Origin of the sequence: Mesorhizobium sp. M6A.T.Ce.TU.002.03.1.1, from assembly GCF_003997275.1 — a bacterium.
Classification (GTDB): domain Bacteria; phylum Pseudomonadota; class Alphaproteobacteria; order Rhizobiales; family Rhizobiaceae; genus Mesorhizobium; species Mesorhizobium mediterraneum.
In genome coordinates, this window is record NZ_RZTI01000095.1 from 1 (window position 1) to 23107 (window position 23107).

Consider the following 23107-nt stretch of genomic DNA (forward strand, 5'->3'; position numbering starts at 1 on the left):
GCTCTGGGCGCGATGACGGTGAAGACGGACCGGAATGACGCGCAGGGAATTGCACAGATTGTGCGCACAGGTTGGTTCAAGGCAGTTCATCTGAAGTCCGCTGCCGGCCAGAGGCTGCGCACGCTCATCGCCGCGCGCAAGGTGCCGTCAGGGCGGTCACTGCCAACGAGCAGGTCATCCGAGGCTTGTTGCGTCCCCTGGGGCTAAAGATTGGCGCCGTCACGCGCGTTCGTTTCGAGCCAAGGGTTCGACAGCTGGTCGGAGCGGATCGGCTGTTGCTGGGTATCTTTGAACCGCTCTTGCAGATGCACAGGTGTCTGCGCGAGAACCTGGCGGATCTGCACCGGCTCGTCCTGAGAGCGGTTCGAGTGGATCCCATCTGCCGTCGCCTCATGACCATGCCTGGCATAGGACCCGTCACCGCGCTTACCTACAGGGCAACGATCGATGATCCCAAGCGCTTCCGCCGATCCAGGTCGGTCGGTGCGTATCTCGGCCTCACACCGCGAAGATACCAGTCTGGAGAAGTCGACAGGGTCGGTCGCATCACCAAAGTGGGTGACAGTGAGACGCGAACGGCCTTGTTCGAGGCGGCCAACGTCATCCTGCGGCCGACGACCCGATGGTCGAGCATGAAGGCTTGGGCAATGAAGATTGCCAATCGACAAGGTGCCCGACGTGCGAAGGTCGCCCTGGCCAGACGAATGGCAGTCATCCTTCACCGCATGTGGGTTGACGAACAGGATTTCCGTTGGTCAGCAGCTTAGGCTGAGCTGTCCACGGAATAGCGAGCGCTCGATGCAGGGCGCGGTCCGGACGAGTTCGCATGATCTGTCGTTGCCGGTTCCCGAGCACGCTGAAGAGCTTTGAACCGATCGGACCCACGGACACCATCATGCCGGCGGCTGCGTGCCGACCGCGAACAGAAGCAAAGAACCTGCATCGAACGTCACGTCTTGACTGGAGGACACCGAATACAGAAGCAGATCATCGGAATTTTGAGGGAACACGAGGCCGGGGTATCGGTTGCCGATCTGTGCCGCAAGCACGGGGTCAGCGACGCCTCGATCTACAACTGGAAGGCCCGCTTCGGCGGGATGGATGTGCCGTGGCACCCAATGCGCCAATTCCTGGAATCGTCATGAGCCGACGGGCAACATCGTCTCCATCTGCGATCGCAGCGATCTCCCTCGTCACATCGCTGATTCGCTGCTCCAGCCGGCGCAGGTCGGCAAACAAATCCGTGAGCAGTTTGCGCATCGCCGGCGAGAGGTCGTTCGATAGGTCGTCGAGAACCATCGGCAGGTCGAGCTTGAACAGGCCTGCTCCCTGTCGCAGTGCTATGCCGTATTCCAGGCAGAACGCTCGCATCTGATTAATGAGGCGGGTTCGGGTGCCGATCATCTGGTCGCGCACTCGATGCAAGGCCTGGAGGTCGGCTTGCTCCTCGCTCTTGATCGCGGCGAATCGCATTGTTGGTCGCGTGGCGGCTTCAGCAATGGCCTCGGCATCGATGATGTCGCTCTTGTTCGATCGGCATCGAAGACATGCTCGAGCGGATCGGGGCGACGGCGCTCAAGGCGGTTCTTCTTTTGCGAGGGAAGTCGGGATCGTGCTCGACGCGGTAGGCCGTCGCCCTGCTGATCGACGCCTTGGCGGCGGCCTCGATGGAATTGTTCTGTCGGTACTTCATAAAAAGCCTCGTGTGATGATCGATTACATGGCGGCCCGGCACAAAGGTGAGTCTCCATTCTCAGAAAATCGCCCACGCTACCGGGCCGATCGCGATCATGAGACGCCGAAAAATTGTGCTGCTGCGGGGGTGTAACTCCGGTCGGGCTAGGCCCTCCCTACGTCACGCCCCCCGCAGCAGAGTCTCATCCTGATTGACCCTGAATCTTACCTTGTTTGTCGCGCGGCAGGCCGCGAGCAAGCAACCAAGAAGCTCTTGAGACAGCGGTGGTGGCCTTCTCATGCAGTTCGACGAAGGCGAACTTCGAAATGCGATCAATGGCGACGAACATGTGCAGCTTGCCCTGTTCGGTGCGCACCTCGGCGACGTCGATGTGGAAGTAGCCGATCGGATAGGTCTTGAACTTCTTCTTCGCCGGCCTGTCGCCTTCTACGTCCGGCAGGCGGCTGATGCCGTGGCGCTGCAGGCAGCGATGCAAGGAAGACCGCGTCAGGTGCGGGATGGTCGCTTGAAGCGCATAGAGGCAGTCGTCGAGCGGCAGCAGCGTGTAGCGGCGGAAAGGCACGATGACGGCCTCCTCCTCGGGCAAGAGCACCGTCGATCTTAGGCTCTCTCGGACCGGTCGGCAAATCGGCCACCGAGGTCCGTTCCCGCCATTTGGCAACAGTCTTCTGGTTGATCCCGTAGCGCTTCGCCAGCGCTCTCAGGCTCTCTTGATGGGGTGGACGGCGCCCGCAACGGCATCATCCTCGTGAGAGGCGTGCCAAGATGGCTGCTGTCGAGCACTCATCTGAAGGAGCACCGTCCATGGAAAAGACTGTCATCGAACTCAATGCTGTAGCCACCGTCGGCCTCGATCTGGCCAAGCATGTCTTCCAGGTCCACGCTGTCGACGCTGCCGGCCGTGTCGTCATGTCTCGTGCGCTGCGGCGCAAAGATGTGCTGGCATTCTTCGAGCGTCTACCGTCGTGCCTGATCGGCATGGAAGCATGCGGCTCGGCTCATCATTGGGCTCGCGAACTGGCAAGTTTTGGCCATGACGTGCGGCTGATGCCGCCAGCGTATGTGAAGGCCTATGTGCGTCGCCAGAAGAACGACGCCGCTGATGCAGCGGCCATCTGCGAGGCGGTGACGCGGCCCTCCATGCGCTTTGTACCGGTGCGATCGGTCGAGAACCAGGCTGCGCTCATGCACCATAAGGTGCGCGAACTTTTGGTGGCACAGCGTACGCAACTGCTCAATGCCCTGCGCAGCCATCTGGCCGAGATCGGGATCATCGCCGCGCAGGGACCGAACAATGCTCGTGCCTGGCGGTTCTCATCATGGAAAGCAACGACATGGTCCCGGCGATCGTACGCTCGGCGCTGTCGCCTGTCGTGCGTCGGCTGAACGAACTCGATCATGAGATCGGACAAAGCGATCAGGCCATTCTGGCTCTCGCCAGAGCCGATGAGACCGCGCCGTCTGATGAGCGTTCCCGGCATCGGTCCCGTCACCGCCTCTGCGCTTGCCGCAAGTATCCAGGATATCTCCGCCTTCTCGGGCCCGCGTGAGTTCGCGGCCTTCCTTGGGCTAACGCCCCGGCAAAGTTCATCAGGCGGCAAGGAGCGGCTGGGGCGAGTTTCCAAGATGGGAAACCGATATCTGCGCAAGCTGCTCGTTGTCGGCGCTCACGCGGTCCTCTTCCATCGCAAACGTTGCAGCGATGCGTTGAGAAGCTGGGCCGATCGCCTGATGGAGACCACGCCGTTCAAGCTTGTCGCCGTGGCGACCGCCAACAAGCTCGCCCGCATCGCCTTCGCGCTCATGCGTGATGACGCACGCTATGCCGCTACGCCGGCGTAACGGAAAAAACGGCTGAGGCTGCGGTCCAGAATCGAGGGTGACAATGACGTGATGGGAACAGACGAGGACATATCCCGAAAGCCTGCAACGTAGTCGGAGCTTCGAGCTCGTTCTCTTGATCAGGCCAAAGGATCAGCGGACACCGTCAGGGCCAGCGGTCACAGTACCGCAACAACAGGCCGGAGACATGACCGCACCCGCGAACGTCCCATTGCCGAAAACAAACCCTTGATCGGCGGGCGCCGTCCAGACATGACTATGCTGTATCGCTCGACGGACCGCCTCTGTCGTCGTGGCGCTCCCATGAAGAACCTGGCCCATAGCGCATCCCTTGATTCGGAGGACAAGGATGCCCCATCAAAATCAGGATCAAACAACTAGGTCCGTGACCTGATGAAGTTAGGCCACGACGTGCGTCTGATGCCGCCGGCCTACGTGAAAGCCTATGTCCGTCGCCAGAAAAATGATGCCGACGACGCAGCGGCAATCTGCGAGGGGTAACGCGGCCCTCCATGCATTTTCTACCGGTACGATCGGTCGAGAACCAGGCTGCGCTCATGCATCACAAGGTGCGCGAACTGCTAGACTAGTTGGCTGTGGCTCTGATGCAGGATGTGCGGTCGGCGGCGAGATGCGTCTTCCACGATGTGATGTGGTTCTCGGCCGCTCCTCGCCGGCAGTTAAAGTCCGCGTAGAGCGCCTTGGCCTTGCCACCGGCCAAATTGGTGACGATGAAGCGGGAGTCAGTATTTTGGGCACCGACCTCGACGCGGGCGATGATGCCCTCCACGCGACTCCAACTGGTGGCGCCATCAAAGAACTCCTTGAAGCAGCGGACCTTGTTCGTTTTCGCCGACGCCTCAAAACGCGCCAGCGTGCTGGCTTCCAGATCCGCGACCTGCTTGCGCAGCGTCGTGGTGGGCGCCAGCCCGAAGATGAAGTCTACATCGTTGGCGCGGCACCTGTTGATGACCGGTGGACTGCAATAAATGTCCGTCGGCCTGATCAGGATCCGTGTGTTCGGCCAGTTGCTCCGGATCGCCTGCACCAGGCGGCGCAGGTGGCGGGCGGATCTCAGCCCGCTCGGTGGCTTGGCCGGCCGAAGAACCGCACCGACGAACCGGCCGTCGCCATCGAACACCACGATCGGCTGGAACCCCGTATTCGTCATAATGGGCGTTGAACAAGCGCAATTGTCGGCCGCCATGCACGGCACAAATGTGTCGTCAATGTCGAGCACGATCCGCTTCGGCACCTGCCGGAAGGAGGCGCAATAGAGGTCGACCATCGCCCGCCCCATGGCGACAGCTCCTGCACTCGGGCAGGTTCTCCGGCCGGCACATCGTGGATTGGGAGGCCAGATCCCGACTTGACGGCAGCGCATCCTGGGCCATCTTGAAGACCGGATCGGAGCGCAGCCGGTTAGCGTCGTTGCCGTCCTCGTAGCCGGTGGCGATCATCTTCATGCGAAAGACGATCATGTCGGCCAAGCTGTGGGCGATCTGGTTCGGACAGCGCGGATCGTCGAGGCAGCGAGCCAGACGCTCGGCCACCCGCAGCCGCTTTTCCACCTCGGCCAGAGGCAGAACGCCGCTGTTGGACGACAGCCTGCCGCCGTCGAAGCGGGCGACGACGGACTTGCCGCCAGCGGGCAGCGTAAGATCGTTCATGGCGGGTGTGGTCTCCAGGAAATGACTTGGATCGGCCTTACCAACCAAATCGTCATTTCAACGGCTTGCACCACATCCGCCAACCCACCATGAATTTATCGGGCTAGATATGTCGATTTCGCGATCTAATTGGCAGATTGGCCAAATCTCGAAACGATGTTTGACTGCTGCGGAAATCGAAATCAATTGTATACCTCGTCCGAGAGGTCGTTGCCTCTGTGAGGTACTGCTGTTGCGGCAGCGACCTTTGTCCCGGTCCTCTTTCGATAGCTTGTCAAGATCGTGCTTTTGCATGCCGCCATGCCCCGTCGCCGATGCCCGTCAAAGAACGAATAACCGCTGATGAGACTAAGTGAATACGTGGAGTATGATGCCACTGGTTTGGCCTCTCTCGTCAGGGCAGGCGAAGTGACGCCCTTGGAACTCACGCGGTTAGCCCGCGAGGCCTACGGCGACGCCAATCCTCGTATCAACGCCGTAATTGAAATCTACGAAGATGCTGAGACAGTCGCCAGCACAGACGGAGGACTCTTCCATGGGGTGCCTTTCCTTCGGAAGGATGTCGGGGCCACCGAAGCTGGCCGCCTCGAAGAAAAAGGAAGCCGTCTGTTCAAAGGCTATCGTCCCAACACCGACAGCTTTTTTTTTCGTCGCGCTCGGGCCGCCGGGCTGCGGACTCTCGGAAGAACGACCACATCGGAACTCGGGATGTCCGGAATGACCGAATCCGTTCTTAACGGAATCACGCGAAATCCTTGGGACTTGGAAAGCTCGGCGGGGGGCTCCTCCGGAGGTTCTGCGGCAGCGGTCGCCGCCGGCATCGCCCCGATCGCGCACGGCTCGGACGGTGGCGGATCAATTCGAGTCCCCGCCGCCTGGTGCGGTCTTGTCGGGCTGAACCCGTCCCGCGGGCGCATTTCCGGCGGCCCAAACCAACAGGACGCCTACTTTGGTTGTACCCGACAATTTGTTCTGTGTCGGACAGTACGGGACGTGGCTGCCGCACTAAATGTCTTTTCCGGCCCCCATCCCGGCGATCCATTCATCATCGTCCAACCGAACCATCCTTATGTAGAGGAGCTTTCACGGCCCACCGGCACGCTGAGAGTGGGCGTCGCCAGGACGAAGTGGGGCGCGGTCGATCTCGACCCGGAAGTCCAACACGCCGTCGAGTCGACCGCCACACTTCTTAAGGAAATGGGGCACATGGTGACCGACATTGAGGTCCCATATGAATCCAACGAGTACACGAGAATAATGCTCGCCGGGTTGAGTTCTAGCGCAAGTTCACTTGAAGAAGCGGCGCGGGCCATGGGTCGCACGATAAATTCGGATACCTTAGAGCCCATCAACCTCAAGCTTTATGAGTACGGCCGGAACTCGCAGGGGCGTGTAAGATGCGTAGAAGAGGTCTCACGGAGAATGCGTTTTCGCGTAGGCGAGGCGATTCATGCTTTTGACATTCTGCTGACGCCTACCATGCCAACGGTGGCGCTACCGCATGGCAGCATCTACAGTACGACCAATCCAGCGCTATCTGCGGAAGAATTCTGCGAAGCGAATGCCGCGATTTACCAGTACACTGCCGTGTTCAATGTCACCGGCCAACCTTCCGTGTCCTTGCCTTTGGCACAAAACCTCAGTGGTCTGCCGATCGGGATTCAGATCGTCGGACGGTTTGGCGACGAGGCCACCCTGGTGCGTGTCTCACGAGATCTGGAAGAGGCTAGACCGTGGAGCCATCGACAACCGAAGGTTCGAGCAGGGCACACCGTTGCAGCTCCGATCTGAATGCAACGGCGGATTCCGCGCGCATGCTGTATGGGAGGCAGACCTTTCCGGCACTATATCGACGCAAGATGGCGATGATCTACAAACTGAAATTGACGCAGAAGGCCTCGCAATCGACAATCGGCAAACAATGGTGATCGGCTCGTAGAATTAGCTTAATGTGGCACCCCAGAAGCATGGCTATTTTCGCCAAATGCGTGGTGCGCGACCCAGGGACGTTTGTGAAGTCAGCTCCAGTCCGGATCTATCATTTCGAACGCACGCACATTGCGGAGTGCCCTTGCAATCTCTTGGTTCGGGTTTGGCAGTCAGACGCGATCTCTAACTAAAGGAATATGGGAATATGATAGTCTCTCGACGCGACATTTTCAAGATTGGCATGGCAGGCGGAGCCGCACTGTCGATCCCATCGATATTGCGTGCTAAAACGGGGTCGGTCGGTGCGCGGACCGTCCGCATGGTGATGAACGGGGACCTTACTACCTTCGATCCAATCTTAACGACGACTGGCATAACCTTCAACCATTCCCTGGCGATCTACGACACGTTGTTTGCCCTTGATTCCAAGTTAATGCCGCAGCCGCAAATGATCGAGAAATGGGACGTCTCCGACGACAAGAAGACATATACTTTCGAACTCCGCGATGGCCTAGGCTGGCACGATAGCACCCCTGTCACGGCGGCGGACTGTGTCGCCTCTTTACGCCGCTGGGCGCAGGTGGATGCCGGCGGACAACTGATCATGTCTAGGACGACACATATCTCAAAGAAAGACGACAAGACATTTACGATCGTGCTCAATGAACCGCTAGGGGTCTTGGTTGAATTACTTGCAGGGTGGAGTGGGTACTACCCGGCTATCATGCGCGTGAAGGATGCAAATCGTCCCGCAACCGAGCATGTGACTTCCAATATTGGTTCGGGCCCGTTTAGGTTCAACGAGGCCCTTGCGAAGCCGGGCGCGAGCTTCGCCTATGATAAGAACGAGAAATATGTTCCCCGCAGGGAGCCTACTGACGGGTTCGCTGGGGGGAAGGTTGTCAACGTCGATCGTATTATCTGGAACGTAATTGGCGATCAGCAGACCGCTTTGGCTGCTTTGCAGGCAGGTGAAGTCGATTTCCTTGAAAGTCCCCCTGGAGATCTTTACCCCGTGATAGAGCGCGATCCCAACCTTGTCCTTCAAGTTCTCAACAGTGGTGGCCTCGTGGGTTGCTTGCGGCTCAACTGTCTTCAGAAGCCATTCGACAACGTTAAGGCGCGCCAGGCTATACTTCACCTGATCGATCAAGAGTCCACGATGCGTATCATGTCGCCAGATACTACTTATGGTAAAGTCGTTACTTCGATATTCGGGAACGATTCGTTGTACTCCAACGACGAAAATACGGGATGGTTCAAGCCGCGCGGCGACCCGGAAAAAGCGAAGCAACTGTTCAAGGAGGCCGGATATGCCGGCGAGAAGGTCGTAATTCTCCAACCCACGAACGTAGCGACTTATAGTAATGCGTGCCAGTTTCTGGCGGCCGAACTGCGCAAGATCGGTGTCCACGCCGAGCTTGCGTCGAGCGATCTTGGCGGTCTTGTCGCGCGTCGGCTAAACAAGGGGCCCGCCGAGAGCGGCGGCTGGAACATGTTCGTTACCGACGATACAGCCAAGGCCCTAGGCGACCCGATCAGCGGAGTATTCCTTACCGCAAATGGCGAGGAGGGCTGGTACGGCTGGCCGAAGAACGATGAATACGAGGCTCTTCGCGCCAAATGGCCGGATGTCGAAACGCTAGTAGAGCGTAAAGCACTGGCTCGCAAGATGCAAAGGATCTGGTGGGATTTCGTCGGCGACGTCTATTTGGGTCAGTTTGTTTCGCCAGCCGCGCACAGCAAGTTACTTACCGGCCTTATCAGTATGCCGAGCGGTGTCATTCCCATGTGGCACATGCAAAAGGCCTAAACGATGGGTATTTACATCTTCCGTAGATTGGCGTCGGCCATCGCCGTCATGGCGATGGTCGGAATGTTCGTCTTCCTGCTTCTCAGGATGGCACCCGGTGATCCGGCAGACATCATCGCCGGTCCCAGAGCCACCCCGCAGACGGTCGCCAGCATTCGCGAACGCATGGGGCTCAACGAGCCGCTACCGCTTCAGTTTGTAAATTGGGGGAGGGATATTCTCGGCGGCGATTTCGGCATCTCGATCTTTTCCGGACGACCGGTTCTCGAGCTCATCTCGCAGCGGCTGGAGCCGACCCTTTCGCTTTCGATCCTGACAATGATCCTTTCGGTGATGGTCGGGGTCTCCTTCGGCATCCTTGCCGCGTGGCGAACTGGCGGGATCGTCGATCGCCTCCTCGCCGCCTTTTCGGCTCTTGGTTATTCGGTCCCGGTCTTTGTCATTAGCTATTTGCTGATATACTTCTTCGCCATCAGGACACACTGGCTGCCCGTCCAGGGATATATACCCATAGAGGGTGGCCCGGGGCCATGGTTCGTGCACCTGGTCCTGCCTACCGTGGCGCTAAGTCTTGGCTACATTGCATTCATTGCCCGGGTTACGCGGGCAAGCATGCTTGAGATTCTGTCGGAAGACTATATGCGAACGGCCGCCGCCAAAGGCGCCTCAACCTATGCCATGCTTTTTCACCATGCGTTGAAGAATGCCGGCGTTCCGATCCTGACCGTGATCGGCATAAGCTTCGCCTATCTGATCGGGGGAGTCGTCCTCACGGAAACGGTGTTCAACATACCCGGTATCGGTCGTCTGGTCGTGGATGCGCTTAATAATCGCGACTATCCCATCATCCAGAGCGTGCTCATCCTGACTTCGGGTCTGTACGTCCTAATCAATCTCGCGGTCGATCTGGCCTATACGCTGATCGATCCCCGGATCCGGTACTGATATGACGCTCATCTCCGCATCATTTGAAGCCGTGAAGATGGGTCGGCTGCAAATATCCGATCTTCCCCGTATGGCAAGGCGGCACCCGCTGGTTCTGATAGGCGGCGGACTCCTGACGCTTTTGATCATACTGGCGGCCACTGCCCCGCTTTACGCCGGAGATCCGGTGAACATGGATCCATTCAAGCGTCTCCAGACGCCTTCGGCTGAGATGTGGTTCGGGAGCGACAATCTGGGCCGGGACGTGTTTAGCCGAACGATCTTTGGCGCTCGGATCTCCCTCATGGTCGGATTGCTGTCGGCGGCGTGCGCGGCTCTTGCCGGGGCTCTGATAGGTGTCATCGCCGGCTATAGCCGCAGCTTTGACAACGTCGTCATGCGGGTCATGGACGGCCTGATGTCCATCCCGACCATTTTGCTTGCCATCGCCCTTATTTCTCTGACCGGCCCCGGTATTGGCATCCTCATCGTCGCAATCGCGATACCCGAGACGCCAGCCGTCGCGCGCCTGGTTCGTTCGGTAGTTCTGGGGGTTCGCGAGCGTCCCTATGTGGAGGCCGCGATCTGCGGCGGTGCGCGCCTGCCTAAGGTGCTGTGGCGGCATATCCTGCCGAGCACCATTCCGCCGCTAATGGTCCAGGGGGCTACTGTCTGCGCCAGCGCGATCCTGACGGAGGCGGGGCTGAGTTTCCTCGGCATGGGCGTGCCGCCCGAGATTCCAAGCTGGGGCAACATGATCGCCAGTTCGCGTCTGTATCTCGCCATCGCTCCATTGACGATCTTCGCCCCTGGAATCTGCCTTGCCGTTACAGTCCTTGCTGTCAACCTCCTCGGCGACGGCCTGCGCGACATGTTCGATCCCCGCTCAAAGCGGAGACGCTGACATGTTGATGCGAGAATCTGCAGAGGATGATGTGCTTCTCGACGTTCGCGACCTTGAGACGCACTTTTACGGCGAGGAGAGCGTCACCCGCGCCTTGGGGGGCGTCAGCTTCCAGGTGAAAAAAGGCGAGACCCTCGGCGTCGTCGGCGAATCTGGATGCGGGAAGAGCGTCACCGCTCTCTCCATTCTTCGTCTGCTGCCGAAGCTGACCGCCAGGACTGTCGGCGGCGAGATACGCTTTCACGGACAAGACCTCCTTGAACTGTCCGATCGGGAGATGCGACATATCCGGGGCGACCGTATCGCCATGATCTTCCAGGAGCCGATGACGAGCCTGAACCCGGTCTATACGGTCGGCAGGCAGATCGCGGAGGCGGTTGAGATCCACAACAAGGCCTCACGGTCCGTTGCCATGGCGAAGGCCGAAGAGATGCTTCGTCTCGTCTGCATCGCTGACCCGGAGCGTCGCGTGAACAACTATCCTCACGAAATGTCAGGCGGCATGCGCCAGCGCGCGATGATCGCCATGGCTCTCGCCTGCTCGCCGGAATTATTGATCGCCGACGAGCCGACGACGGCCCTCGACGTCACCATTCAGGCGCAGATCCTGCGGCTCATCGTCGATCTGAAAGAGCGCACGGGAACGGCCGTCATGTTCATCACGCATGATCTGGGCGTCGTGGCCGAGACATGCCAACGTGTGATCGTGATGTATGCTGGCCGGATCGTAGAACAAGCGGACGTGATAGATTTGTTCGCGCGGCCCGCGCACCCCTACACCCAGGGCCTCATGCGATCGGTGCCGGATCCGCGGCGCGGCCGCCAGCGCCGCCTTCCAGAAATTCCCGGCATTGTCCCAAGTCTGCGCGAGCCCATTGTCGGCTGCAGCTTTGCGCCTCGCTGCCCGTTCGCGATCGACATTTGCGGCGAAAAGACGCCCATCCTGCGTGATGTCGGGTCGAGCCACGCCGCAGCTTGCTGGCGCGCCGAAGAGGTGATGGGCGCATGAACGGTCCCCTGCTGAAAGTCGAGAATCTGACCAAGCATTATCCGCTCGGTGCGGGAATCTTCAAGAAAAGCATTCCGGTGATCCGGGCGGTGGAGGATGTATCCTTTTCCGTCGAGGCGGGCGAGACGCTCTGCATCGTCGGCGAATCCGGCTGCGGCAAGTCCACCGTGGCGCGGCTCTTGATGCGGCTTGTGCAGCCGACGGGCGGCCGCGTGCTGATCGACGGGACCGATATTGCGAGCCTCAAGAAGGACGCGCTCCACGCGTGGCGCCGTCGGATGCAGATGGTCTTTCAGGATCCTTACTCGTCGCTGAACCCGCGCCTTACCGCCGAACAGATTATCACCGAACCCGTCGAGAATTTTGAGCGCCTCACGCGGAAGCAGCGTCAGGCACTCGCCGCGGACCTTCTCCGAAAGGTCGGAATGTCGCCTGAGATGATGCACAGGCACCCGTCCGAATTGTCGGGCGGTCAGCGCCAGCGGCTCGGCATTGCACGCGCCCTGTCGCTCAACCCCTCTCTCATCATCGCCGACGAGGCCGTTTCAGCCCTTGACGTGTCCGTGCAAGCGCAGATTCTGAATCTGCTTCTGGATCTCCAGCAACAGATGGGCATCGCCTTCGTCTTCATCTCGCATGACCTCGGCGTCGTGGAGCATATCGCGCATCGGGTTGCAGTAATGTATCTGGGACGGATCGTGGAGCTCGCCCCGAGCGAGGCCCTCTTCGCGAAACCGGTCCATCCTTACACCGAGGTGCTGATCGCGGCCGCTCCGGTGCCGGATCCAACGCGGGCTCGGGTGGAGGTGCCCGTCGAGGGCGAGGTGCCAAGCCCTATCAATCCGCCGACCGGCTGCGCGTTCCACCCACGCTGCCCGCTCGCTGTCGAGCGATGCCGGCTCGAAGTGCCACCTTTGGTGCCGATACCAGATGGGCGGGTCGTCGCCTGTCATGTGCGCGCTCCGGCCATAGACATCCCCCATCTAACGCCTGAAGCGGGCGATCATCCACTCTATGCAATGGCTATGTCAGAAACTCTTTCCGCTCGAGCATCTCGAGTCACCGCTGACACGACCACCGAACTCATTCCCAAATGCAGCGAAAGGGAGAGAAAAGATCTATGAAAGAATATACTCACCGGATCGGTTCTCATCTGGCGCAACAGGGTGCCGACTACGATACGGTGGGTTCGATTGCAACGAACGTTGCGGATGGCTTCACAATGGTAGCAGTCGGCGATCTCATCGTATCGCGACCGCTGACCAGATACGAACATTCCGGCTTCAGCGACATCGTCAAGATTCTTTGTGGTGCCGATGTCATCTTCGGCAACATGGAAACCCTGATTTTCGATATCCGAAAGTTCAAGGGAAGTCCGGAGGCTGAGCACGGGGGGGTGCGTATCACATCAGCGTACCGGAACTGGGCCCTGATTTGAAGGCGATGGGGTTCAACATCGTCGGTCGCGCGAACAACCACGCACTTGACTGGGGTCTTGAAGGCATGCGCGAGACGAGCCGGGTGCTGGATGAGAGCCGTATCGTCCATGCAGGTGCTGGCGAGAATCTCGCACAAGCTGGCGCCGCTCGCTTTTTGGAAACCGCACGCTGTCGCGCGGCATTGGTGTCATTGGCTACGACGTTTGCGCCTATGTCTCGAGCGTGCGATCCCGCTGGCGAGGCTCCCGGCAGACCAGGGCTCAATGCCCTTCGTTTGGCCCAAAGCATAGTCGTGCCGCCGGAGATGCTTGAGAGTTTGAGGCGGATACGTGATGCGTTGCCAGGCTACAAGGCCGAACCGGATCCGAGCCGGGTCTTGGTCGGTGGGGCGACATATAAGACAGGCAACAAGGCCGGCTACAGCTACGAAGCAGACCAGCGCGATGTCGCCAACATTCTACGAAACGTTCGCCGGGGCAAACAGTTTTCCGACTTCTGCATTGTGACGAACCATGCTCACGAGCCCGGGAATTGGAGCCAGGAGCCAGCTGACTATGAACAATCGTTTGCGCACCAAATGATTGACGCCGGAGCGGACGCATATGTCGGACACGGACCGCATCTGTTGCGCGGCATTGAGATCTACAAGGGGCGCCCCGTCTTTTATAGCTTGGGGAATTTCTTCTACGACGACCTCCGGACCCCCGTTGGGGCCGACATGTTCGAGGCCTATGGCAGGGACCCGCGATTCGACACGGATGCCGAGGTCACAGTTGACGAGGAGGCGAAAGGATACCCGATTGGAGAAGGGCTGTTCTATGGGGCGCTCTCCGCCCCCGTATACTACGAGAGCATTGTCACCGTCAGCCGCTTCGAACAAAACCAGCTTGCCGAATTGCGGCTATATCCGATCGAGCTCGGTTTCTCAAAGAGGTTTGCTAACCGGGGCATCCCGCAGCTCGCCCCAACGGCTCAAGCCAAAGCTATTCTGGAGCGCCTGCAGGAACTCTCAGAGCCGTTTCGAACCCAAATCGACATCGAGGGCGATGTTGGTGTCAGCGCTTCTCGCGTGCTTGGACATTCGCCGTCCCCTCGATTCGCCGCCGCCGACCCAGTGAATCACGCTCCGCAGCACAAGGGAATCGCAAAACCGAATTGCAGGAAAACAGCGCTCATAAACCGCGAATCCTGCAATTCGAAAGCCGCTATCCGCCTCAATCAACATGCCAGACCAATGGCTTGCGGATAGTTCACGGTCGACGTGATAGATTTGTTCGCGCGGCCCGCGCACCCCTACACCCAGGGCCTCATGCGATTGGTGCCGGATCCGCGGCGCGGCCGCCAGCGCTGTCTTCCAGAAATTCCTAGGGATCGTGCCAAACCTGCGCGAGCCCCTATGTTGTATCGCTCGACGGACCGCCTCTGTCGTTGTGGCGGGGGCTGTTCCGGCACTTCGATAATCGCCGGCAGGACGCCGCCTATGCCGGGCCCGCGCCGACGCCTTGGCAGAGCGGATCGGTCCAGCACGAGCAAGGCGTCTCGAAGACCGGCAAGCCCCGACTGCGACGACGATGATCTAGTTGGCCTGGCTGTGGCTGCGCAATCAACCGAGTTCAGCGCTAACCCGCTGGTTCCACGAACGCGTGATGCGCAATCAGGGGCGCCTCAAAAAGACAACCATCGTCGCCTTGCAAGGATGCTGCTCGTGGCGCTGTGGAAATAGGTCACCGCGGGCCTCGTCATCGAAGGTGCTGTCATGAAGGCCGTCTGACGAGATTACACCGATACACTCATCCCTCGAGGCCTGATCAGCCTCGGCGGATCCAGGAGGCGAACCGAGATCCCAGCTGGCTAGAATGCCGTATCAAAGACGGGTCTCGCCTTCTGGGCCCCGCCGCCGCAGGCGGATATTGGTGCAGACGTCTCAAGCGGCGACCGTATGTGAGTTTGATTAGGCTCGATGCAGCGAGCCGTGTCACGCAATCGGGCCCAGCTCTGGATTCCGCCACCAATTGGGAGCAACACGATGCCGCCCTAACACACCTCTTGACCTCAGCATGGTCATGTGAGCCCGGGATCAAACATGTAGGTCCCTCTGATAACAGGTCCACAGCCAAAGATTGAGGGTGCGATCCCCGAATCGGCGGTTGTCCATTAGGCCAGATCGCATCAGGCATAGCCGCCATCTCGTTTTTAGATGCCGACAATACTAAGCAGTGTTTGACGGGTTGTGGCGTCAGGCATGCAAAAAGGGGCGGCCATGGTGCTGGTCATGCGGCTTGGCGCAGAGCAAGCTTCTTGTGCGCATGTCGTCCATGTTGATGTAGCGGTTGGCCTCCATCCCGTTTTCGTTGGTCTCGACGGCCAACGCCCCGACCAGGCGCAGGCAGCCGCGTTGGGGTAGATGCGCACGACATCATGTAAATTTCCAGGGGCAAGTACATCGGGGGCAAAGAGGCTGGCGGACACTGGGTGTACGGCGCGGGGCTATTTGCCACTGCCTCTTGCTTGTGAAACTTGGAGCAGCGGTAGGTTTCATCAAAGCAGGCGCCAGCCATCTGAAAACGCGATGGCACCGTCCAGGACATTATATTGGCGAATTGAACACCGCATGGCGCATACTTCCGAAGCGGCAGAAACGCTTATGAGCGAAACCCGTCGTAAACTCAGCGCCCGGTCGTCTGAATACTTACAATAGGCTGAACAATGAACGAAGCACCACATCTTACGTTTGATCTCGATACGCCTGGCGTGAGCATGGGGCGTCTTGTTGTCCCGGGAGGCGCCGACTGCGGAGAGCTTTCGCTTCCGGTCTTCAGTCTCAATAAAGGTGGGGGACCGCGCCTTCTTGTCACCGGCGGAAACCATGGCAATGAACTGGAGGGCCCACTTGTCGCGCGACGGCTTATTGAGTGGCTACCAGAAGCGCAAACCTGTGGAAGGGTTATCGTTCTACCGGTGCTCAATCCATTGGCCGTGCAGGCATGGAGCCGCAATACTCCGCTCGACGGGTTGAATCTCAATCGCGTGTTTCCGGGCCGCGCCGACGGGTCAGTGACCGAACGAATCGCGGATGCGGTGTCGCGCGTATTGTTGCCAATGGCCGACACGGTATTTGATCTGCACAGCTTCGGACCAACGTGGGATTTTCCACCGGCCGCCACGACGCACCCGATTGCCGATCGCGATCTCATGGCCAGGACGGTGAGAATGGCGGAAGCGTTCAAATTGCCCTTGACTTTGGTCTGGGAATATTACGACACGGCTGGAATGTTCGATATCCTGGCCCAAAACCAGGGCAAGGTATTTGTTTGCACTGAATTCGGTGGCGGCACGGTCGGCGCGGATAATCTCGCGATCTACGAGGCTGGGGTGCGCAACGCACTCATCGCGCTCGGGCTGGTCGAGGGTAAAGCTGAGTATCCAACGTTCCATCAACAGAAGTCCGGCCAAACTCTCGAAACGCATCCGTCCGATGAGTTGAAATCGCCTGCAGCGGGCATCTTCGAACCTCGCTGCTCGGTGTTGGATGAAGTGAGGGAGGGAGATCTCATAGGCATCCTGCATCCGATGGATTCGCTGTCCGCTGAGTCCATCGATATCCGCGCCCTTGGAGGATCCGTCGTCCTCGCCATACAGTCGGGGGCGCATGTCGACATCAACGAAGGGGTGGCGCTCGTTGCGCGACCGCTGAAGATCTAAGAATCAGGTGTCAGCCAGCGCCTCGCGTGCAGTAGCGGAACGAATTAATCTCCTCAGAATATATCGAGCGACTCAATTGCACATCAAAGACGTCCTCCTCGCGCCAGGAAACGGCGCGTTTTTCTACGATGATCAGGCCGCCATAAGAGCCGGCGCCTCACAGGACGGTTTTGTCTATATGGGAGAACCCGTCACGCCCGACTTCGAATCCATTCGCCTTCCGGCATCTTCGTTGAGCCTTGGGCTTGTCCTGGCCGATGACAGCGTTGTCTGGGGCGACATGATGGGCGTCCAATACTCTGGTGCTGGCGGACGCGATTCGCTGTTCGACGCCAATCAAATTTGCGATTTGACGTCACGCGTCGTTGCACCGCGGCTTCTCGATGTTGATGCGTCTCGCTACCTGGAAGCATGCGCCCACGTATTCGAACCTCACGAACATAAACGGCTGCCCCTCGCGGTTGAGTATGGCGTCAGCCAAGCGTTGCTCCGAGCGGTGGCCCAACTTCGTCGAAAGACGATGGCAGAGGTCATATGTGCCGAATTTAATTTGCCGCTCCCGACGCGAAGGGTCCCAATTTACTGCCAAAGCGGCGATGCTCGCGAAATTAACGTCGACAAGATGATTCTGAAGGCGGTGGATGTGCTTCCCCACGGGCTAATCAACTCACGGCAGAAATTCGGTGACGGCGGCCAGACCTTCATGGAGTTCGTGACGTGGGTTGCAACGCGTACGCGGCAAATCGGCCGCCCGGGTTATCATCCGGTGCTGCATTTTGATGTGTATGGTTGGATCGGTCAGGAAATCGGCCTGGAGCCGCAACGGATCGCCGATTTTATCTGCAGGATTGTCGATACCGTTCCGGGTTTTACGATCAACATCGAGTCCCCGGCGGACTTTGGTTCGACGCAAGCTCAAATTGAGAACTACGCCAAGATCGTATCCATTTTGGACAGCCGAGATTCCAGTGCTCGAATTGTCGTCGATGAGAGGTGCAACACGCTTGATGATATTCGGCTCTTTGCCGAAGCGAGAGCCGCGCATCTCATTCAAATCAAGACGCCCGATGTTGGCTCATTGGCTGACACGGCACATGCCGTGCTCCTGTGCAAAGAGAACAAGGTGGGCGCGTACGTTGGAGGAAGCTGTACCGAGACAGACCTCTCTGCCCAAGCTTCTGTCCACATATCGGTGGCGACCCAGGCAGACATGATGCTTGCGAAGCCTGGGATGGGGGTCGACGAGGCATTCTCAATTGTTGGAAATGAACAAAACCGGTTGCTGGCTATGCTGAATCGTCGTCGGGCTCAAGAAGAAACCATTGGATGAAAAGCACGGTGTCACATGCAAAACTGCCTTGAGGGGATCACCGTCGTTGCCGTGGAGCAGGCCGTTGCTGCGCCTTACGCATCGTCTCGCCTTGCGGACGCTGGCGCCCGGGTGATCAAGATCGAGAGGCCCGAAGGGGATTTTGCGCGAAACTACGACAAGTTGGTGCGGGGACAGAGCGCTTACTTCGTCTGGCTCAACCGGGGTAAGGAGTCAGTCTGTCTGGACCTGAGATCTGAGGCGGACCGTGCCGTCCTGGATACGCTCATTGCCAGTGCTGACGTCTTTATCCAGAATCTGAAGCCGGGGAGTATCGAAAAACTGGGTTTCGGGTCTGCCGATCTCCGTCAACGTTTTCCGCGGCTGATAACCTGCGACATTTCCGGTTTCGGGGAGAAAGGGCCGTATTCCCATTTGAAGGCTTATGATCTCATCGTCCAGGCCGAAACAGGTCTATGCGCGATCACCGGCAACCAACAAGGCCCCGCGCGCGTAGGGGTGTCAGTTTGCGACATTTCTGCGGGCATGACGGCACACGGCGCCATTCTTCAGGCGCTGTATAACCGCGAGCGGACAGGCGAGGGCGCCGGCATACAAGTCTCGCTGTTCGATGCCGTCGCCGACTGGATGAACGTGCCGGTCCTGCAAAACAACTACAGCGGCTACCATACAGTACGCGCGGGCGTGAAGCACCCCTCGCTGGCGCCGTATGGCGCCTATCGCTGCGGCGATGGCAAAGACGTCATCTTCTCCGTCCAGAATGACCGAGAATGGGTGAATTTCTGCGAGAAGTTCCTGAAGCGGCCCGAGCTCACTCGCGCACCTAGTTTCGCTGACAACATGGAGCGTCTCGGCCACCGTGCGCAACTTGATGAGATCATTGAGCTGCGATTTTCCGAACTGTCCTGCCACGAAGCAATGCAGGAGCTTGAGGCGGCCGGTTTGGCATATGGGCGACTGAACGAAGTGGCGGATGTTTCAAGGCACCCACATGTTCGCAGGGTTGAGATTGGCACCCCTGAAGGAACCGTAGAGGCGATAGCCCCGGCTGCGATCTTCAACTCTGAGCGACCCTCACTTCGGTCAGTTCCGGCTCTTGGCGCCCATACAGGCGCTGTCCGAGAGGAGGTTCGAGCAGGTTTGCGCGCAAGAGCCGCGTCAGCATGAGCGTGCCTCTTTTCGGGAAGGGAGCGCGATCGCGATTTACAGAGTGCATGCCTAGTCCTGCGTCCTCCGAGTGCCACGGCCGCCCAGGAAGCTCACTGACACCGCCCGCGCCAGAATCGACCGCAGAGGCGACTTCATGAACGACGCCGTTCAGGCCGTTGAAAGCTCGATGTCTCTTCCCCGCTGGAGATCTCTGCTCTTCGTTCCCGCTCATGTTCCGCGCTTTGTGGAGGCGGCTCATGAGCGCGGGGCAGATGGCGTCATACTCGACCTCGAGGACTCCGTTCCCGAGGATCAAAAAGGTGAGTCACGGCGTCAGCTTTCTGCATCCGTGGCAAAGGTGGGCCGCAGGGACGCTTATGTTTTAGTTCGCGTGAATCGCGGTTTGCGTGCCTTGGCGGACGATCTCGATGCAGCCGTGATTGCGGGTGTTGATGCACTTGTCCTTCCGAAGACGGATTCGGCAGCGTGGGTAACAGAGATCGCGAATGCGGTATCGGAACTTGAACGAGAAAGAAATCTTGCGGTGGGTCGAATCCGGTTCCTTGCCTTGATCGAGACCCCGGCAGCATTACAAAGTCTCTCAGCCATTGCGTCGGCCCATCCCAGGATGGTTGCAATGGCGCTGGGTCCTGAAGACTTCAGTGCCTCCGTTGGCGGTGCCCCGGAACTCGACCTTCTTTTGACACCGAACCTTTCTGTTCTGTTTGCCGCTCGCGCCGCAGGCTTGCTACCGCTTGGCTTCGTAGGAAGTATCGGCGAGTTCTCAGACAATGATAGACTTCGTGAAGCCGCGGCGCATGCGCGGCGGCTTGGCTTTTCCGGTGCTTTGGCGATTCATCCAAACCAGGTTGCCATATTCAATGAGGCTTTTTCGCCAAGCCCACAGGAACTCGAATGGGCCCTTCGTGTCCTCGCGGCGGAAAAAGATGCGACGGCGCAGGGCAGAGGCGCGTTCGCGTTAGACGGAAAGATGGTCGATCCGCCCGTTATTCGAAGGGCTCGAGAAATTATCGCCACGGATCCGGGCGCCGAGTTGGCCGTTTGAGTCCTCAGCGGTGGATCAAACCAGACTGGGACGACACGACAGGAAGGCGTCATACAGCTCGGCACAATTATTGCTGTCGCGCCATCACATTTCGAGATAGATTAAACTAATTGCAGTCCGCTCTCGGATGGGTACTCGTGGAAATCAGGCAGTTAAGATACTTCGTCGGTGTGGTCGAAGCAGGCAGTTTCACGAAGGCCGCTGGCTTCCTTAATGTTGCCCAGAGTGCGCTGAGCCTGCATGTGCGTCAACTGGAGGAAGCCTTCGGCACTCAACTGCTGATACGCGACAGGACCGGTGTGAGCGTGACGGCGTCAGGAGCCAAACTGCTCGATCGCGCTCGGGCGATTCTTAAAGAAATTCGACTTACCGAGGTGGAATTGACCAACACAGCTGCTTCCCCCGCCGGGGAGGTGACGATTGGCATTCCGTCTGGAGCTGCCCGCGTCCTGAGCGGCCCCCTGCTTGAGTCGGTGAGAAACGAACTGCCCAGGGTCTCCCTCAAGATGGTCGAGGGTATGACGGGACCGCTGGAGGAGTGGATGGCTGCTGGACGCTTCAATCTGGCGGTACTCTACCGCACTGCGGATAGCGTAGGCCGAATGACGGTGATAGCGCGCGAAAACCTTTGTCTGGTGGTACCGTCGGGTGAGCCGCCTTTCGAAGATGCGATATCTCTGGCCGACCTGCATGCATTCCCCCTGGCGGTTCCCATGCGCAATAACAATGTCAGGCGTTCGGTGGCTGACGTCGTCGCACAGCACGGTTGCGCGCTGGACGTCAGGTTTGAAGTGGACTCGCTTTCAACGATCATCAACATGGTCGTAGAAGGGAAAGCGCATTCTATTCTCGCCCCGTCTGCCGTTCAGAAAGAAGCCTCTCAAGGGCTGGTCCGGACGGTCAAGATCGTAGATCCGGTGATTACCCGCTCCGTGGTGCTTGCTGTAAATCCCAAAGATGAGCGTTCTGCGGCCGTTTCTGCGGTCCGCAAGCTCATTCCGAAGGTCGCCAGAGAATTGATTGAAATCCGGGACTGGGCAGCGGTGGCGCCTGAGGCGACCTGACAACCTAACCTGTAAAGCTGGGCATAATCTTTTGCGACCATCAGGACCAGCCCGATCTGGATTCCAGATGGATTTCGGCAATATTCGATATTTGACCCGCCGCGACCGTCGCGATGAAACTGGCTCAAGCGAGTTCAGCAGTTTCGATATCGAAACTGCGCTCGTGGCAAGAATTCAGTCAAGTGGAGCCCGCGATGTCCGACGCCAAGAGCTACGAGCTCTTCATTAATGGCAAATGGCGAGCCGGTGGTAGCCGAGCCACTTTGCCGGTGATCAACCCGGCGACGGAGAAGGTATTTGCCTCAGTGGCCTCGGCTACGGTTTCAGACTTGGATGAAGCTCTTGCTTCGGCAGAACGCAGCCGCAAGGCGTGGTCCTCACGACCCGCCCAAGAGCGTGGCGAGATACTCGTCTCTGCCGCCAGCATTCTGGCAGAGAAAGCTGGCGCCGCAGCCAGGGACCTGTCGTCTGAACAGGGAAAGACGATTGCCGAAGCGACAGGAGAATATGCGCGCGCAGTCGAAACGCTGGAATGGAATGGCCGGCATGCCGATGAGTTGTCGACCCCGATTCCGTTGGGTCCGAACAGGATGATCGTCCCGGAGGCCGTCGGTGTCGTCGCTGCCTTTACGCCGTGGAACTATCCAGCCGTTCTCATCGCCCGCAAGCTCGCCCCCGCGCTGGCGGCAGGCTGCCCGGTGATCCTCAAAGGGGCCGAGGAGACGCCAAGCGTGGCTGTCCATATCGTGGAATCTTTGCGTCAAGCAGGGATACCGGAAGGCGTGGTCAACCTGGTGTTCGGTGTGCCTGTGCATATATCACGGCATCTGCTCAGTTCGCCAATTGTGAAAGTCTTGACGTTCACGGGATCGACCGCTGTTGGGAAACAGCTGGCCACACTGGCCGCGAATAATCTGCAGCGCTGCATCCTTGAGCTCGGTGGACATTCCCCGGTTATCGTGTGCGAAGATGCCGACCTGGCAACGGCGATACCGGCTATTTCGGAATACAAATTCGAGTGCGCGGGCCAGAGCTGTAATGCGCCCAGCAGGATTCTTGTCGCCCGATCCCGCTATGAGGAATTCCTGTTCCGGATGACGGAGGCGGTCCGAAGAATCAGGATCGGACCACCGGACAACCCCGCAACGCAAATGGGGCCAATGGCAAACGCCCGGCGAATAGAGGCCATGCAGCGCCTGACCAAGGATGCGGTAGAATGCGGCGCCCGCATCGAGACCGGTGGCACCCCCCTTGACGGACCGGGGTTTTACTGGCCGCCAACCATCCTGACGGGCGTACCGAAGGAAGCGAGAGTGCTTCATGAAGAGCCGTTCGGACCAATTCTCACCGTGGCGCCTTTCGATACGATCGAAGAGGCGATCGAGGAAGCCAACGCCACCGAGTACGGTCTGGCCGCCTACTTGTTTACTGGCGCGGCCGATACGCAACAGAAGCTTATCAATGGTCTCTCTGCGGGCGCAGTTAGTGTGAATTACCTGAAAGGGGTTTCCGCGGATGCGCCTTATGGGGGCGTCAAGCAAAGCGGCTATGGATATGAAGGCGGCGAGCA

General features: G+C 58.9%; 15 protein-coding genes and 11 pseudogenes. 20 read left to right on the forward strand and 6 right to left on the reverse strand.

All coding sequences use genetic code 11. From position 1 onward, the window contains the following. From EOC93_RS34930 to EOC93_RS23665, 3 genes and pseudogenes are all read left to right on the forward strand, one after another. Positions 1–207: pseudogene (locus EOC93_RS34930) on the forward strand (IS110 family transposase); the annotation flags it as partial. Beyond that, positions 177–767 (forward strand): IS110 family transposase, encoded by a 591-nt coding sequence (locus tag EOC93_RS23660; protein WP_245461522.1) that lies wholly within the window; start codon positions 177–179, stop codon positions 765–767. The pseudogene EOC93_RS34930 and the gene EOC93_RS23660, both read left to right, overlap by 31 nt. A gap of 189 nt (positions 768–956) precedes the next feature. Beyond that, positions 957–1106: pseudogene (locus EOC93_RS23665) on the forward strand (transposase); the annotation flags it as partial. Here the strand turns inward: EOC93_RS23665 and EOC93_RS23670 are convergent. The 3 pseudogenes from EOC93_RS23670 to EOC93_RS23680 all read right to left on the reverse strand — a co-directional run. Next, positions 1105–1536: pseudogene (locus tag EOC93_RS23670) on the reverse strand (transposase); the annotation flags it as partial. The pseudogenes EOC93_RS23665 and EOC93_RS23670 overlap by 2 nt on opposite strands. Continuing rightward, a pseudogene (locus EOC93_RS23675) lies at positions 1533–1693 on the reverse strand (IS21 family transposase); the annotation flags it as partial. The pseudogenes EOC93_RS23675 and EOC93_RS23670, both read right to left, overlap by 4 nt. A gap of 268 nt (positions 1694–1961) precedes the next feature. Next, positions 1962–2409 (reverse strand): annotated as a pseudogene (locus EOC93_RS23680) (IS481 family transposase); the annotation flags it as partial. Between the two features lie 91 nt (positions 2410–2500). Between EOC93_RS23680 and EOC93_RS23685 the strand changes: the two are divergent. Together EOC93_RS23685 and EOC93_RS23695 are read left to right on the forward strand one after the other, a co-directional pair. Then, positions 2501–3538, forward strand: a pseudogene (locus EOC93_RS23685) (IS110 family transposase). Positions 3539–3922: 384 nt separating this feature from the next. Then, a pseudogene (locus EOC93_RS23695) lies at positions 3923–4122 on the forward strand (IS110 family transposase); the annotation flags it as partial. Positions 4123–4124: 2 nt separating this feature from the next. Here EOC93_RS23695 and EOC93_RS35415 read toward each other — a convergent pair. Both EOC93_RS35415 and EOC93_RS35420 read right to left on the reverse strand, forming a co-directional pair. Then, on the reverse strand, positions 4125–4826 hold the full coding sequence (locus tag EOC93_RS35415; RefSeq protein ID WP_281033156.1) for a transposase: 702 nt from the start codon (positions 4824–4826) through the stop codon (positions 4125–4127). After that, positions 4765–5208 (reverse strand): transposase, encoded by a 444-nt coding sequence (locus EOC93_RS35420; protein ID WP_281033157.1) that lies wholly within the window; start codon positions 5206–5208, stop codon positions 4765–4767. The genes EOC93_RS35415 and EOC93_RS35420 overlap by 62 nt, the downstream gene beginning before the upstream one ends. Before the next feature lie 408 nt (positions 5209–5616). Here EOC93_RS35420 and EOC93_RS23705 point away from each other — a divergent pair, with 408 nt between their 5' ends. The 9 genes and pseudogenes from EOC93_RS23705 to EOC93_RS23745 form a co-directional block, all read left to right on the forward strand. Then, entirely contained in the window at positions 5617–6999 is a 1383-nt protein-coding gene (locus EOC93_RS23705) for an amidase (protein WP_245461523.1), read from the forward strand. A 343-nt stretch (positions 7000–7342) separates the two neighbouring features. Further along, a complete protein-coding gene (locus tag EOC93_RS23710) occupies positions 7343–8950 on the forward strand; it encodes an ABC transporter substrate-binding protein (RefSeq protein ID WP_127205816.1) in 1608 nt (535 codons plus the stop codon). Between the two features lie 3 nt (positions 8951–8953). Next, a complete protein-coding gene (locus EOC93_RS23715) occupies positions 8954–9895 on the forward strand; it encodes an ABC transporter permease (protein ID WP_127205817.1) in 942 nt (313 codons plus the stop codon). A 1-nt stretch (position 9896) separates the two neighbouring features. Continuing rightward, positions 9897–10778 carry an ABC transporter permease gene (locus tag EOC93_RS23720; protein WP_127205818.1) on the forward strand — a complete coding sequence of 294 codons (882 nt, stop codon included), beginning with the start codon at positions 9897–9899 and terminating at the stop codon, positions 10776–10778. A gap of 1 nt (position 10779) precedes the next feature. Then, positions 10780–11787 (forward strand): ABC transporter ATP-binding protein, encoded by a 1008-nt coding sequence (locus tag EOC93_RS23725; RefSeq protein WP_127205819.1) that lies wholly within the window; start codon positions 10780–10782, stop codon positions 11785–11787. Further along, positions 11784–12911, forward strand: coding sequence for a dipeptide ABC transporter ATP-binding protein (locus tag EOC93_RS23730; RefSeq protein ID WP_245461521.1), 1128 nt, complete (start codon positions 11784–11786; stop codon positions 12909–12911). The genes EOC93_RS23725 and EOC93_RS23730 overlap by 4 nt, the downstream gene beginning before the upstream one ends. Then, positions 12908–14283 (forward strand): annotated as a pseudogene (locus EOC93_RS35425) (CapA family protein); the annotation flags it as partial. The gene EOC93_RS23730 and the pseudogene EOC93_RS35425, both read left to right, overlap by 4 nt. A gap of 201 nt (positions 14284–14484) precedes the next feature. Then, a pseudogene (locus tag EOC93_RS23740) lies at positions 14485–14623 on the forward strand (peptide ABC transporter ATP-binding protein); the annotation flags it as partial. A gap of 31 nt (positions 14624–14654) precedes the next feature. Next, positions 14655–14949: pseudogene (locus EOC93_RS23745) on the forward strand (transposase); the annotation flags it as partial. Between the two features lie 547 nt (positions 14950–15496). On the opposite strand, the pseudogene EOC93_RS23750 reads toward EOC93_RS23745, so the two are convergent. Beyond that, positions 15497–15641 (reverse strand): annotated as a pseudogene (locus EOC93_RS23750) (IS256 family transposase); the annotation flags it as partial. A 291-nt stretch (positions 15642–15932) separates the two neighbouring features. Here EOC93_RS23750 and EOC93_RS23755 point away from each other — a divergent pair. From EOC93_RS23755 to EOC93_RS23780, 6 genes are all read left to right on the forward strand, one after another. Further along, positions 15933–16928, forward strand: coding sequence for a succinylglutamate desuccinylase/aspartoacylase family protein (locus tag EOC93_RS23755; RefSeq protein WP_127205820.1), 996 nt, complete (start codon positions 15933–15935; stop codon positions 16926–16928). A 76-nt stretch (positions 16929–17004) separates the two neighbouring features. Next, on the forward strand, positions 17005–18258 hold the full coding sequence (locus tag EOC93_RS23760; RefSeq protein WP_127205821.1) for a methylaspartate ammonia-lyase: 1254 nt from the start codon (positions 17005–17007) through the stop codon (positions 18256–18258). A gap of 15 nt (positions 18259–18273) precedes the next feature. Further along, a complete protein-coding gene (locus EOC93_RS23765) occupies positions 18274–19425 on the forward strand; it encodes a CaiB/BaiF CoA-transferase family protein (RefSeq protein WP_127205822.1) in 1152 nt (383 codons plus the stop codon). 136 nt (positions 19426–19561) lie between these two features. Further along, on the forward strand, positions 19562–20473 hold the full coding sequence (locus EOC93_RS23770; RefSeq protein ID WP_127205823.1) for a CoA ester lyase: 912 nt from the start codon (positions 19562–19564) through the stop codon (positions 20471–20473). Between the two features lie 137 nt (positions 20474–20610). Further along, the gene (locus EOC93_RS23775; RefSeq protein ID WP_127205824.1) at positions 20611–21537 is read left to right on the forward strand and encodes a LysR family transcriptional regulator; all 927 of its coding nucleotides are present in this window, start codon (positions 20611–20613) and stop codon (positions 21535–21537) included. A 194-nt stretch (positions 21538–21731) separates the two neighbouring features. Then, positions 21732–23107, forward strand: a 1376-nt coding sequence (locus EOC93_RS23780; protein WP_164759250.1) for an NAD-dependent succinate-semialdehyde dehydrogenase, incomplete at its 3' end; no start/stop codon positions are given.